The organism is Stenotrophomonas sp. FW305-C-20-S1, from assembly GCF_058783335.1.
This window is the reverse complement of record NZ_JBYTEK010000046.1, coordinates 1-14168: the sequence shown is the minus strand read 5'-3', so window position 1 is coordinate 14168 and position 14168 is coordinate 1. Positions and strand designations below refer to the sequence as shown.

General features: G+C 67.0%; 6 protein-coding genes. 1 reads left to right on the top strand and 5 read right to left on the bottom strand.

Annotated elements, in window-relative coordinates; all coding sequences use genetic code 11:
- Positions 1-144: 144 nt before the first annotated feature.
- The 5 genes from yccS to AC3WTC_RS18365 form a co-directional block, all read right to left on the bottom strand.
- On the bottom strand, positions 145-2322 hold the full coding sequence (yccS, locus tag AC3WTC_RS18385; protein WP_492712213.1) for a YccS family putative transporter: 2178 nt from the start codon (positions 2320-2322) through the stop codon (positions 145-147).
- A gap of 136 nt (positions 2323-2458) precedes the next feature.
- Entirely contained in the window at positions 2459-4516 is a 2058-nt protein-coding gene (locus AC3WTC_RS18380; RefSeq protein ID WP_492712212.1) for a TonB-dependent siderophore receptor, read from the bottom strand.
- Positions 4517-4779: 263 nt separating this feature from the next.
- Positions 4780-7902, bottom strand: coding sequence for an efflux RND transporter permease subunit (locus tag AC3WTC_RS18375; protein WP_492712211.1), 3123 nt, complete (start codon positions 7900-7902; stop codon positions 4780-4782).
- Between the two features lie 31 nt (positions 7903-7933).
- Positions 7934-11167, bottom strand: a complete 3234-nt coding sequence (locus AC3WTC_RS18370) for an efflux RND transporter permease subunit (protein WP_492712210.1) — start codon at positions 11165-11167, stop codon at positions 7934-7936.
- 74 nt (positions 11168-11241) lie between these two features.
- Positions 11242-12480, bottom strand: a complete 1239-nt coding sequence (locus tag AC3WTC_RS18365) for an efflux RND transporter periplasmic adaptor subunit (RefSeq protein ID WP_032976663.1) — start codon at positions 12478-12480, stop codon at positions 11242-11244.
- A gap of 186 nt (positions 12481-12666) precedes the next feature.
- On the opposite strand from AC3WTC_RS18365, the gene AC3WTC_RS18360 reads away from it, so the two are divergent.
- The gene (locus AC3WTC_RS18360) at positions 12667-13986 is read left to right on the top strand and encodes a M20 family metallopeptidase (protein WP_492712209.1); all 1320 of its coding nucleotides are present in this window, start codon (positions 12667-12669) and stop codon (positions 13984-13986) included.
- Positions 13987-14168: the final 182 nt, after the last annotated feature.

Genomic DNA, 14168 nt, shown 5'->3' with positions numbered 1-14168 from the left:
AGATCCTGCGTGGGCGACACCGCAGTATCGGCGTCGGGGGGTGATCGGAATGCCCCCGTGCACGCAACACGATGTTGCACGGCCGACAGGGTCACGCCCGAATACCGCTCCAGTAGATCCACGCCATGCGTGGATGCCGTCCGCTCAGGCCAGGCCGCGCACCGCGCCATTGGCCGCTGCTCTCACCTTCGGCAACATCCGCAGCACCAGCGCCATCTGCGTGCGGATCAACTGCAGTTTCGGCGGCATCGTCTCATCGAGCTGCTCCAGTTCCGCGGCCACCGCACGATCGGCGTCGTTGTCCTCCTCCGACACCGGCTGCTGCGCCGTCAATGCCGATGCCAGCTGCTGCAGCGCTTTACGCACCCGCTCGCCGGCGGCCAGCGCGAGTGGATCGCCCGCGTAGCTGTCGACCTGGTCGCGGTGCGCACCCAGCGCCGACAGATGCCCGAGCAGGGTGTTGGACAACGCCAGGAAGTGGAAACCCGAATCGAGGTTGCGGCGCACGTGGCCCGGTTCGCGCAGCATGTTCGACAATGCGGTGGACAGTGCGGCATCGGCGTTGTGCATGTCGCGGCGGGCGATGCGGTAGGCCAGGTCGTCGCGCATGCCGCTGCGGTACTGGCCCAGCACTGATTCCAGATAACGGGCGGCGGTATCCAGCACCCGCGCCAGCACGCGGTGCAGCTGTCGACCTTGCCAGTCCGGCAGGATCAGGAACGCGGCCGCTGCGGCGATCGCGCACCCCAGGATCGTATCGACCATGCGTGGCACGATCAGCACGAAGCCGTCGCCGATCAGGTTGAAGCAGGTCAGCGCCATCACCGTGATGGCGGCCGAGGCGACCAGATAGCGGTCGGTACGGGTGAAGAAGAACAGCAGTGCCGACAGCAGTGCGATCAGCAGCTGGATCTCCAGCGTTGGGAACAGCTGCAGCAGCGCCCAGGTCAGCACCAGGCCGGCAAGCGTACCGACGATGCGCTGGGCCAGGCGCTGGCGGGTGGCACCGAAGCTGGGCCGGCACACGAACACGATGGTCAGCAGGACCCACGAGCCGTTCTGTGCATTGAACAGATGGATGGCAACGAAACCGGCGATCAGTGCCAGCGCCATGCGCAGGCCATGGCGGAACAATACCGAGCCGGGGGTGAGCTGCTGGCGCACGCGCACGCCCATTTCGCGCAGCGTGTGCGGGTTGCTGTCGCGCAGGCGGGTGTCGACGTTGTCCAGGCTGGCTTCGGATCGTTCGGCATCGAGCAGGCGGCGCTCGATGCTGCGCAGGTTGTGCACCAGCAGGTCCAGCGAGCCGAGCAGGCGCTGCCACTGCGGGCGTTGCTGGTCGCGCAGGTAGGCCAGGGCATCGGCCAGATCGCGCCCGGCCTGCTGGTTGCTATCGCCGTAGACGAACGGACGACGCAGCCGGATCGCTTCGCCCAGCCGTGCGCAGGCCTGGCCCTGCAGGTCGAGCAGGCGCTGGCAGCGGTACAGCACGTCGCTGTGGAAGAACGCGTCGACCAGCGCGCCGTACGGGTAATGCGAGGAGCTGGCGCGCTCATGGAAATCCTGTGCCATGTAGTACAGGCGCAGGTACAGGCCGGAGTTGACGCCGGGCCGTCCGGAGCGGCCAAAGCGCGCCAGGATCGCGGTCTTGGCCTCGTTCAGCGCGCCGACCACGCGACGGTTCTGTTCGGCCAGGTCGAGCTGGCGGCGCTGCAGGTCCGCCTCGCGTACGGGTTCGAACAGCGCGGCCTTGAGCTGCAGGTAACGGCCCAGTTCCACGTACAGGCGGGCCACGCGCTCGCGCACCGGCCGGTTGGCGAACAACGTGGTCCACAGGATCGACAGCAGCCCGTACCAGACCGCACCCGCAAGCAGGTGGCTCACCGCATCCAGCGCACTGTGCAGGTCATGGGCGCCATGCTGTTCCAGGCCGATCATGGTGTAGATGGCCAGCGTGACGGTCGCCTGGGCGATGGACGCGTAGCGCTCGCCCAGTGCACCGAGCAGTGTCAGGCCGAACGTGGACAGCGCCAGTGCCGCGATGAATATCCACGGCCAGGGGAACAGCCAGATCACCGAGGCCGCTGCCAGGCAGAAGCACAACAGCGACAGCAGCACGGCCTTGGTCCGGCCCCACCAGTTGTCATCGGTCTCGGCAATCGCACTGGCGATGATGCCGAGGAACACGCCGGGCAGCGCGGTCAGCGCATCCAGGTGCCAGCACACGGCCATGGCCGCGGTCAGGGCAATGAACACCCGCAGGCCATAGCTGGCCTTCTCGTGGGCCCACAGGCGGCTGAGGCGGGATTCGCGTGCGGACATGCAGGCTCGGCGAAAGGATCGGCCACCATTATTACGGGCCACGCGTGAAATCCGGTAGCGCCGCGCCATGCGCGGCGAGCACGCAGCGCGGCGTGGCATGCAGCCGCCAGGCATGGCCCGGCGCTACCGAGGCCCGTTACATGTCGAACCGCACGCTGAGCGCGAAGGTGCGCGGCAGGCCGACGCCGGCATTGGACCAGTACCTGCGGTTGGCCAGGTTCTCCACGCTGGCCCGCAGGGTCACCGGATGGCCGGAGGCCAGCAGGCGGTAACCGATGCCGGCGTTGACGAGGGTGTAGTCGGGCAGCTTCAGGGTGTTGTCGGCGTCGTACCAGACATCGCCGTAGTAGCGCACGGCGGCATAGGTCTCCAGCCCTTCCACCCACGGCAGCTGGTAAGTGGCGTGCAGCACGCCGCTCCAGCGCGCAGCACCGACGGTACGGTTGCCTTCCTGCGCCGCGCTGCCCGGTGACAGCTTGTCGTAGGTCGGGTCCAGCCAGGTCACGCCACCGCCCACGGTCAGCGCATCGGTCAGGTGCAGGTCGGCGCTGGCTTCGACGCCTTCGTACAGGGTGATGCCATCCTGCACCAGGCGCTTGCCTGCATCGGTCAGCTGATCGATGTTGGCGCCACGTTCCAGGCGGAACGCAGCGACGTTCGCGTTCCAGCGATTCGCTTCCAGCTTGGCGCCGATCTCGTACTGCTTGCTGATGGTGGGGTCGAGCACATCGCCGGCATTGATGTAGCTGTTGCCTACGCGGCTGCCTGCTTCCAGCGACTCGATGTAGCTGGCATACAGGGTGACGGCCTCGCTGGGCTTGAACATGACCGCATAGGTCGGGGTGACCGGATAGGTGTGGTAGGCGCCCTTGGTCTCGAAGTCGTTGTAGCGCCAACCGGCCAGCACCGACCAGCCATGGCCGAGATCGACAGTATCGCTGACGAACACCGCCTGCTGCACGGTCTCGTCACCGCGGGTCATCACCCGGGAACCCACCGCGTCGTGACGGATGCCATGGCGCTGGTAGAGGTTGGCGCGGCCGATCAGGCTGAACTCGTAGGGACGGTCCCAGCCCAGCCCGGTCTGGTGGCTGACACCGGCCACCAGCTGGTGCTGCAGTGGGCCGGTGCCGAAGCGGCCCTGCACCAGTGCCTGTGCCAGCTTCCACTCGCTCTTGCCGCCGAGCTCATAGACGTTGACGGCGTAGTCGCCGTTGGTGTCGTCGATGTAGGCGAAGATCTTGTTGACGTCGTTCCACGAGGTGGTGACGCCATAGCTCAGGCTGGCCTTCCAGTCGCTGTTGATCTGCCAGTTCAGCGCGGTGGACAGCAGGCTGGAGCGGGTGTCGTAGTAGGTGCCGGGCACGCTGTTGTCGACATCGCCGGCGATCGGCCGCGGCAGTGAGGTCAGGCCACGGAAGTAGTACTGCGGTGATTCCTCGCGCAGGTCGCGCGACTGGAACACGCCGTCGAAGGTCCAGGTGAGCGCATCGCTCAGGCGCGCGTCCAGCGACAGTGCACCGACCTTGCGATCGACATGGCCACCGTTGAAGGTTTCGCCCTTTTCCTGGTATGCGTTGAAGCGGTAGCCGAACATCTGCTCGTTGCCGAAGCGGCCGCCGACGTCGATGCCGCCGCTGACGATGCCCTGCTCGCGCCAGCCGAGCTGGGCGGAGAAGGTCGGTACGTCGGTCGGCTTCTTGGTGATGTAGTTGACGATGCCGCCCGGCGCGCCGAAGCCGTACAGGAAACCTCCCGGACCCTTCAGCAGGTCGACCTGTTCCATCACTTCCAGCGGCCATTCGGTGCCCCAGGACGAGACCTGCAGGCCGTTGACCCGGTAGCTGTCGAAATTCAGGTCGATGCCACGGTTGCGGATCGGCGAGCTCCAGCCACTGGCATAGGCGCTGACCTGGGTGGTGACCGAGGGGTCGAGCAGGAAGGCTTCGCCCAGCGACACGACCTGGCGCTGTTCGATCTGCTCACGGCCGACGGCGGTGATCGCGAACGGGGTATCACGCAGGACGCGATCGCCGAGGGCGCCAGCCTCGGTGTGGGTACGCTCGGCGATGACCTTGACCGCGTCCAGATCGGTGGCGCTGCGGGATCCGGCCGGGGCTTCGGCGTGTGCAGTGCAGGCGACGGACAGCGCGACGGCCAGTACGGCCAGGCGGGGGGAGCGAATCGGCAACATCGATGGAGATCCTCGGCGGGCGGCCACGGGCCATCCGCCCATGCAGGGGGGAAAGGTCGGTGGCTGGGATCACGCAGGCGTGCCGGGGACGGCAGCGGGGCGCCACAAGGGGGCGCAGGACCATGGCTGGATGAGAATTGTTCTCTTTTCGTTACAGCGCGTCAAATGCCACCCACCAGAGGCCGGTAGCGCCGGGCCATGCCCGGCGAGCGCGCAGCGCGGATTGCTGAAAGGCCGCCGGGCATGGCCCGGCGCTACCGGAGTCAGGCCCGCTGTGCGCGCCTGAGCAGCTTCGCTTCACGCCTGCGCGCGCGCCGCGCCTTCCAGCGCTCGGCCAGGCACGAGAAGATCACGTACAGCGCCGGCGTGCTGAGCAGGGTCAGGCTCTGCGAGAACAGCAGGCCGCCGATCATCGCGATGCCCAGCGGGCGACGCAGCTCTGAACCTTCGCCCAGGCCGATCGCCAGCGGCACCGCCGCCAGGATCGCCACCATCGTGGTCATCATGATCGGGCGGAAACGCACGATGCTGGCTTCACGGGCAGCATCGCGCGGAGTCAGCCCATGTTCGCGCTGCGCCACCAGGGCGAAGTCGATCATCATGATCGCGTTCTTCTTGACGATGCCGATCAGCAGCACCAGCGCGATCATCGAGATCACCGACAGTTCGGTGTTGGTGCCGAACAGCGCCAGCAACGCACCGACGCCGGCGGCCGGCAGGGTGGACAGGATCGTCACCGGGTGGATCAGGCTTTCGTACAGGATGCCCAGCACCAGGTAGACGGTGAGGATGGCTGCCAGCACCAGGATCAGCATGTCGCTGGGATCGGAGTTGAAGCCGAAGCCGGCGTCGTCGGCCAAGCGGATGTCGCCGGGCATGCGCATGCCGGCCACGGTGCTGTCGATGATGGCCTTGGCCTCGCCCATGCTGACGCCGGGGGCGAGGTTGTAGCTCAGGTCCATCGTCGTGTACTGGTTTTCATGGGTGATCTGCGAGGGCGCCAGGCCCGGCGCCTGGCGGGCCACCGCCGTGATCGGCACCATCTCGCCGTTGCGTGCACGCACATGCACTTCGTCCAGCGCCGAAGGCGTAGCGGTCTGCGACGGCAGCGCGTTGACCACCACACTGTACTGGTTGATGTCCGAGTAGATGGTGGAGATCTGGCGCTGGCCGAAGGCGCCGTACAACGCACCGTCGATGGCACCGACCGAGATGCCCAGGCGCGCGGCCTTGGCCCGGTCGATCTCGATGTTCTGGCGCAGGCCAGCGTTGTCGACGTCGGTGCCGACATCACGCAGCTTCGGGTTCTTCTTCAATGCCGCCTGCAGTTTGGGCAGCCATTCCTGCAGTGCGGCCAGGTCGTTGCCCTGCAGCGAGACGCGGTACTGCGCGCCCTGGCTGTTGCCACCGCCATCGTTGCTGGGCAGGTCCTGGATCGCGCGCAGGCGCAGCTGCAGGTCCGGGTAGCGGTCGGCCTTCGCACTCAGCCGTGCCAGTGCGTGTGCGGTGGTTTCGCGGCGGCCTTCCTTGCGCGACTTCAGTTCCACGTTGAACTGCGCGCTGGAACCCTGGCGTCCGCTGCCCAGGCGTACGCCCACGGTCTTCACTGCCGGGTCGGCCATCAGCATGTCGGTGATGCGGCGCTGGCGGCTGACCATGTCCTCGAAGGACACCGTCGCGCTGGAATTGGCGCGGCCCCAGATCAGGCCGGTGTCCTGTGGCGGGAACGCGCCCTTCTTCACCGCACCGAACAGGAAGATGGTGACGCCGATCAGGATCAACGGCGTCAACGACAGCAGCAGCGCATGGCGCAGCGAAAAATCAAGGAACACGGTGTAGATGCGCAGCATCCGCTCGTGACCGGCATCGAGCCAGCGGCCGAAGCGCGACGGTGCCGCCGTGTGGTCGTGCGCGCTGAGGAAGCGGCTGCACAGCGCCGGGGTCAGCGTCAGCGAAACGATCATCGACACCACGATCGCCGCCACCAGGGTCACGGTGAATTCGCGGAAGAACGCGCCCATCATGCCGCTGGCGAACAGCAGCGGGATGAACACCGCCACCAGCGAAGCGGTGATCGAGACGATGGTGAAGCCGATTTCGCGCGCACCGGCGAAGGCCGCCTGCATCCGCGGCATGCCCTCGTCGAGGTGGCGCATGATGTTCTCGATCACCACGATCGCATCGTCGACCACGAAGCCGATCGCGATCACCAGCGCCAGCAGGCTCAGGTTGTTCAGGGTAAAGCCCATCACGTACATCACCAGCGCGGCACCGGCCAGCGACAGCGGCACGGTGACCGCCGCGATCAGCGTCGGCGCCAACCGGCGCAGGAACAGCGCCATGGTCAGCACCACCATCGCCAGGCTGATCAGCAGGGTGATCTGCACTTCATGCAGCGACGACCGGATGGTCGGGGTGCGGTCGAAGTAGGGCGTCATCGTGGTGCCCGGCTGCAGGTAGTCGCGCAACGCGGGAATCTGCGCTTTCACCCGGTCCACGGTCTCGACGATGTTGGCGCCGGCGCGGGTGAACACATACATCACCACGGCCGGTTTGTGATCGAACCACGCGGCCTGGTAGGCGTCCTGCTGGCCGTCGTAGACGTTGGCGATGTCCTTCAGGCGGATCACCCGGCCATCGCCCTGGGTCTTGATCACCAGATCGGCGAAGTCGGCGGCGCGTGCAACCGAATCGTTGGCGATGATCGCCGTGGTGGTGTTGCCATCGCTGAGGAAGCCGGTGGGCGAGGTCACGTTGGCCGCGCGCACGGCATTGCGCAGGTCGTCGGCGGTCAGTCCCAGCGCGTTCATCAGGCGCAGGTTGACGTCCACACGCACCGCCGGCGTCGAGGCACCGGCGATATCCACCGAGGCGACGCCGCCGATCTGGCGGATGCGCTGGGCCAGCAGCGAATCGGCGACGTTGTACAGCTCATCGGCGGACTGCGTCTGCGAGGTCAGCGCGATGGCGATCACCGGATCGTCGTTCGGGTTCGCCTTCTGGTACATCGGCGAGCCCATGCCCGAGGGCAGGTCGGCCTGCGCCGAATTGATCGCGGTCTGTACGTCCAGCGCGGCCGAATCGATGTCGCGGTCGCTCTGGAAGATCATGAACACCAGCGAGCTGCCTTCCGAGCTCGACGAGCGCATGCGGTCGATGCCCGGCAGCTGGCCGAGGTGGCGCTCCAGCGGCGCGGTCACCGTGGAGGCCATGGTCGCCGCATCCGCACCGGACTGGCTGGCATGTACGAAGATCACGGGGATCTCGATGTTCGGCAGTGCCGACACGCCGAGCCGCAGGTAACAGATCACGCCGACCATGAACAAGCCGATGGCCAGCAGGGCGGTGCCGATCGGGCGGCGGATGAAGGGGCCGGACAGGTTCATCGTGCAGCCCCCCGAAGGTGCGGGGCCAGGGTCATGCCTGCGGCTCCTGCACCGTGCCATCGCGCAGCGCACGCTGTTCGCGGCGACGGGCGAGCCATTCCGAGAAGCGTTCCATGTACAGGTAGATCACCGGCGTGGTGTACAGGGTTACCAGCTGCGACAGCAGCAGGCCGCCGACGATGGCGATGCCCAGCGGCCGACGCAGTTCCGAGCCGATGCCGGTGCCCAGCGCCAGCGGCAACGCGCCAAGCATGGCTGCAGCGGTGGTCATCATGATCGGGCGGAAACGCAGCAGGCAGGCGCGGCGGATGGCTTCGCGCGCGTTGGCGCCGGTGCGCCGCGCCTCGATGGCGAAGTCGACCATCATGATGCCGTTCTTCTTGACGATACCGATCAGCAGCACGATGCCGACGATGCCGTCCACCGACAGGCTCAGGCCGCAGACCATCAATGCCAGCAGCGCACCGACGCCGGCCGGCGGCAGGGTCGAGATGATCGTGATCGGGTGGATGTAGCTCTCGTACAGCACGCCCAGCACGATGTAGATCACCACCAGCGAGGCCAGCAGCAGCCACACCACGTCGGTCTGGCTGCCGGTGAATTCAGCGGCCTTGCCGATGAACTGCGCATGCACGTGCGCCGGCATGTCCAGGCTGGCCTTGGTCTCTTCGATGGCCTTGACCGCATCGGACAGCGAATAGCCCGCCGCGACGTTGAAGGAAACCGTCACCGCAGGCAGCTGCTGCTGGTGGCTGACCAGCAGCGGCGCGCTGGAGACCTTCGCCTCGGCCAGCGCCGACAACGGGATGATGCCGCCCGCACCGACGGTGATGCCGGTGTTCTGTGCACCGATACCGGTGGCGGTCGACGAGTTGGACGAAGTGACCTGGCCGAAGCTGGTCGCGTTGGTGCCGGTGAGTGCGCCGGCGCCGTTGGAGGCGACCGCCAGCTGTTCCATCAGCGCAGTGCTGGTACGGAACTGCGGCGCCACTTCCAGCACCACCCGGTACTGGTTGAGCTCGGTGAAGATGGTCGAGATCTGGCGCTGGCCGAACGCATCGTAGAGGGTGTCGTCGATGGTCTGCATCGGCACGCCCAGCACGCTGGCCTTGTCGCGGTCGATGTTCAGTTCCAGTGCGCGACCCTGGTTGGACAGGTTGTTGTCGACGTCGGCCAGTTCCGGGCGCTGGCGCAGCGCCTGGGTCAGGCGGTTGGCCTGCAGCGCGACTTCCGCGCTGTCCACGTCCGACAGCGAGTACTGGTACTCGGTGGCGGCCACGCGGGTGTCCAGGGTCACGTCCTGTACCGGCTTCAGGTACAGCGCCACGCCGGGAATGCCGGCGACGGATTTCTGCAGGCGCGGCAGGATGTCTTCCAGCCCATCACGTTCGCCGCGCTCTTTCAGCACGATCGACAGCTGGCCCTGGTTGAGCGTGGGGTTCATGCTGCCAGCACCGATGAAGGCCGATACGCCGGTCACGTCCGGATCCCTGCGCAGCGCTTCGGCCACCTGCTGGGTGCGTTGCTCCATCTGCGGGAAGGCGATGTTCTGGTCGGCCTGGACCACGGCGGTGATCAGGCCGGTGTCCTGCTCGGGCAGCAGGCCCTTGGGAATCAGCACGTACAGCAGCACGGTCAGTACCAGCGCGGCCGCGGCCACGGCCAGGGTGAGCGGCTGGTGTTCCAGCACCCAGTCCAGGCTGCGCTCATACAGGCCGACGGTGCGCGTCCACAGGTTCTGCTTGCCGGCCGCGGCCGCACGTTCGTGCGCGTCTTCGCCCTCGGGCAGCGCATCGGGCTTGAGCAGGTAGGCGCACATCATCGGGGTGAGCGTCAGCGAGATCAGCATCGACAGCACCACGGCGATGCTCAGCACCCAGGCGAACTCGTGGAACAGGCGGCCGGTGACGCCGGGCATCAGCAGCAGCGGCAGGAACACCGCCACCAGTGAAACCGTCAGCGACAGCACGGTGAAGCCGATCTGGCGTGCACCGATCTCGGCCGCCTCCTTGCCGCTCTTGCCTTGTTCGATGTAGCGCACGATGTTCTCGATCATCACGATCGCATCGTCGACAACGAAGCCGGTGGCCACCACCAGCGCCATCAGCGAGAGGTTGTCCAGCGACATGCCGGTGAAGGCCATCACCGCGAAGGTGCCGGCCAGCGACAACGGCACTGCCACCGAGGGAATGATGGTGGCCCAGAACCGGCGCAGGAACACGAAGATCACCGCCACCACCAGGCCGATCGTCAGGATCAGGGTGAACTGCACTTCATGCACCGAGGCGCGGATGGTTTCGGTACGGTCGGAGAACACCTCCAGGTGCACGTCGGCCGGCAGTACGCCCTGCAGCTGCGGCAGCAGCGCGCGGATGCGCTCGACGGTCTGCACGATGTTGGCGCCCGGCTGCCGGCGCACTTCCAGCAGCACGGCCGGCTTGCCGTCGGCCCATGCCGCCAGCTGGTCGTTCTCCACGCCATCGATCACTTCGGCCACGTCGGACAGCCGCACCGGGCGGCCGTTCTTGTAGCTGATGATGGTGTCGCGGTACTCGGCGGCGCTGGCCAGCTGGTCGTTGGTGCCGATGCTGTAGGACTGGGTCTTGCCGTTCAGCGAGCCCTTCGGCGCATTGACGTTGGCCTGGGTGAGCGCGCTGCGCAGCTCTTCCAGGGTCAAGCCCATGTTGGACAGCTGCGCCGGATTGACCTGGATGCGCACGGCCGGACGCACGTTGCCGGCGATCGACACCAGGCCCACGCCCTGCACCTGCGACAGGCGCTGGGCGAGGATCGAGTCAGCGTAGTTGTTGACGTCGCGCAGCGGCCGCGTATCGGAGGTCAGCTTGAGGGTGACGATGGCCGCGTCGGCCGGGTTCACCCGGTTGTAGACCGGCTGGTACGGCAGCGACGAGGGCAGGGTGGCCTGGCGGATCGCCGCCTGCACGTCCTGTGCGGCGATGTCGATGTCGCGGTCCATCGAGAACTGCAGGATGATCGTCGACAACCCCGCCGAGGAATCGGAGGTCATCATTTCCAGCCCGGAGATCTGCCCGAACTGGCGCTCCAGCGGCGTGGTCACCAGCGAGGCCATGGTGGTGGCGTTGGCACCGGGGTACTGCGTGGTCACTACCAGGCTGGGCGCATCGATTTCCGGCAGCGCCGACACCGGCAGCTTGCGGTAACCGAGGATGCCCAGCAGCAACAAGCCCGCCATCAACAGCGAGGTGGCAATCGGGCGGCGGATGAAGATCGTCGAAAAGCCCACGGACTGATCCTTGCTGGCACTTCAATGGCAGCGCCGGCGGGATCGCCGGCGCGGGGAAGAGCAGGGGCCTGCGCTCAGCGCGGGCCACCACCGCGGCGGCCGCCGCCACTCTTCTGTTCGGCGGCCTTCAGTTCGGCCTCGGTCGGTGCGGCCGGGGTCTCACCCGGCTTCAGCGCGGTCACCTTGCTGCCCGGCTTCAGGCGGAACTGGCCTTCGCTGACCACGCGCTCGCCGCCCTTCAGGCCTTCGGCGATCTGCACCTGGCTGTCGCCCACTTCCACGCCACTGCGCACGGTCTGCATCTTCACCGTGTTGTCGCCCTGCACGACGTAGACGTACTCGCCGTCCGGGCCACGCAGCACTGCCTGGGTCGGGATCACCACGCCGCCGCCGATGGTGCGCAGCTGCATGCGCACATTGACGAACTGGCCCGGCCACAGGCCGTTGTCGGTGTTGTCGAACACCGCGCGTGCTTTGAAGGTGCCGCTGTCGGCGCTGATCAGGTTGTCGACCACGTCCAGCTTGCCGTCGCCGCTGAGCACGTGCGAATCGGCGCGGTCCAGCGCTGCGACCGGCACGCTGCCGGCGGCCTGCGCCTGGCGCACGTCGCCGAGCTGGCGTTCGGGCAGGTTGAACAGCACGTGGATCGGATGGATCTGGGTCAGGGTGACCAGTGCGGTACCGGCGTTGACCACGTTGCCGGCGTCGACCGCGCGGATGCCGGCGATACCGGTGATCGGCGCGGTGACCCGGGTGTACTGCAGCTGCACCTGCGCCGAACGCATGCTGGCTTCATTGGCCGCCACTGCGCTTTCGTACTGTGCCACCTGGTTTCGTTGTGTATCCAGATCGGTCTTGGCCACGAACTGGCGGTACTCCGGCGCGTTCGAACGCTGGTAGTTCGAACGTGCGGTGGCCAGCAGGGCTTCGTTCTGGCGCTTGGATGCAACGGCCTGGTCATAGCTGGCCTGGGCGGTGCGCGGGTCGATCACCGCCAGCACGTCGCCCTTCTTCACTTCCTGGCCTTCGCGGAAATTGAGGCTCATCAGCTGGCCGCCCACCTGCGGGCTGACCGTCACGGTGTTCATCGCGGTCACCGTGCCCAGTGCGCTGGCATACACCGGCACGTCCTGGCGCGCGGCATCGACCACGGTCACCGGCACCGGGCCGGCATCGGGATCTTCACCCCCCTGGCCGGCGCCTGCCTGCTGCCCGGCAGCCTTGTCCTTGCCGCCACCGAGTACGCGCAGGCCGACCACGGCCAGCACCAGTACCGCCACGACCAGCAGCACGATCTTCCAAACACGTGACATTCAAGACTCCAAGAGGGCTGGACGGGGTGGCACCCCGGGTGGCAATGCGCAAAGCATACCTGTGGCCCACCGGGTTTCCTGCATGACGGATGGGACGGGCGCTCAGACAGATGGACAACGCTGGAGGTTCCCGTAACGGCAAGGTTGCCCTACATTCAGGTGCAGACCCCTTCCGTGGAGATCGAGATGCGCCGTTCGTTGCTGCTGTCCGCCCTGCTGCTGGCCCTGCCGGCCCTTGCCCACGCCGAGGACGCACAGCGCCCGGAAGTGACCACTGCCGCACAGCGCCTGCAGGCCAAGGTGGTTGAATGGCGCCGCGATTTCCACCAGCACCCGGAACTGTCCAACCGCGAGGAACGCACCTCCGCCGAAGTTGCCAAGCGCCTGCGCGCGATGGGCCTGAAGCCGAAGACCGGCATTGCCCACCACGGCGTGGTGGCGATCATCGAAGGCGGCAAGCCGGGCCCGAAGATCGCCCTGCGCGCGGACATGGACGCACTGCCGGTGACCGAGCAGACCGGCCTGCCGTTCGCCTCCAAGGCCACCGCGCAGTACCGCGGGCAGACCGTGGGCGTGATGCATGCCTGTGGCCATGACGCGCACACTGCCACCCTGCTGGGCGTGGCCGAAGCGCTGGTGGCGATGAAGAAGGACCTGCCGGGCCAGGTGATGCTGATCTTCCAGCCGTCCGAAGAAGGTGCGCCGCCGCCGGAAGAGGGCGGTGCGGCGCTGATGCTGAAGGAAGGCCTGTTTGCCGACTTCAAGCCCGAGGCGGTGTTCGGCCTGCATGTGTTCTCCAGCGTGCAGGCAGGGCAGATCGCGGTGCGCGGTGGCCCGCTGATGGCCGCGTCCGATCGTTTCGGCATCAAGGTGATCGGCCGCCAGACCCATGGCTCGGCACCGTGGAACGGCGTGGACCCGATTGTTGCCACTGCTGATCTGATCGGCACCGCACAGACCATCGTCAGCCGCCGCGCCAACCTGTCCAAGCAGCCGGCGGTGCTGACCTTCGGCGCGATCAACGGCGGCATCCGCTACAACATCATTCCCGATGAAGTGGAGATGGTCGGCACCATCCGCACCTTCGACGAAGGCATGCGCCAGCAGATCTTCACCGACCTGCGCAACGTGGCCGACCACACCGCTGCCGCGCATGGGGCCAAGGCGGTGACCGACATCTACGAATCGGAAGGCAACCCGGCCACGGTGAACGACCCGGCGCTGACCGCGAAGATGCTGCCGAGCCTGCAGGCGGTGGTGGGCAAGGACAACGTGTACGAGCCGCCGCTGCAGATGGGCGCGGAGGATTTCTCGCTGTACGCCAAGGAAGTGCCGGGCATGTTCTTCTTCGTCGGTTCCACCAGCGTGGGCATCGACCCGGCGACGGCGCCGGCCAACCATTCGCCGAAGTTCCTGCTGGATGAGAAGGCGCTGGATGTTGGATTCCGTGCGCTGCTGCAGGTGAGCCTGGATTACCTGCATGGTGCGGGCACCCCGGCGGGTTGAGGGTTTCGGGCAGGGCTGCGCCCTGCACCCGCCGAAGCGGTAGTGCCGGCCGCTGGCCGGCAACCTCAACAGCAACGGCAAAAGCTGGCTATCTGTGGGATGGCAGGGTGGGTCCGGTTGCGGGGGACGCCGTAAACCCGTCCATGGGGGCTTGGCCGCGGCATCCATGCCGCGGACACCCC

What these genes read in the sequence shown, in the direction of transcription:
- yccS (WP_492712213.1), bottom strand. Translation starts at nt 2,322, where the DNA reads ATGTCCGCACGCGAATCCCGCCTCAGCCGCCTGTGGGCCCACGAGAAG.
- AC3WTC_RS18380 (WP_492712212.1), bottom strand. Translation starts at nt 4,516, where the DNA reads ATGTTGCCGATTCGCTCCCCCCGCCTGGCCGTACTGGCCGTCGCGCTG.
- AC3WTC_RS18365 (WP_032976663.1), bottom strand. Translation starts at nt 12,480, where the DNA reads ATGTCACGTGTTTGGAAGATCGTGCTGCTGGTCGTGGCGGTACTGGTG.
- AC3WTC_RS18375 (WP_492712211.1), bottom strand. Translation starts at nt 7,902, where the DNA reads ATGAACCTGTCCGGCCCCTTCATCCGCCGCCCGATCGGCACCGCCCTG.
- AC3WTC_RS18360 (WP_492712209.1), top strand. Translation starts at nt 12,667, where the DNA reads ATGCGCCGTTCGTTGCTGCTGTCCGCCCTGCTGCTGGCCCTGCCGGCC.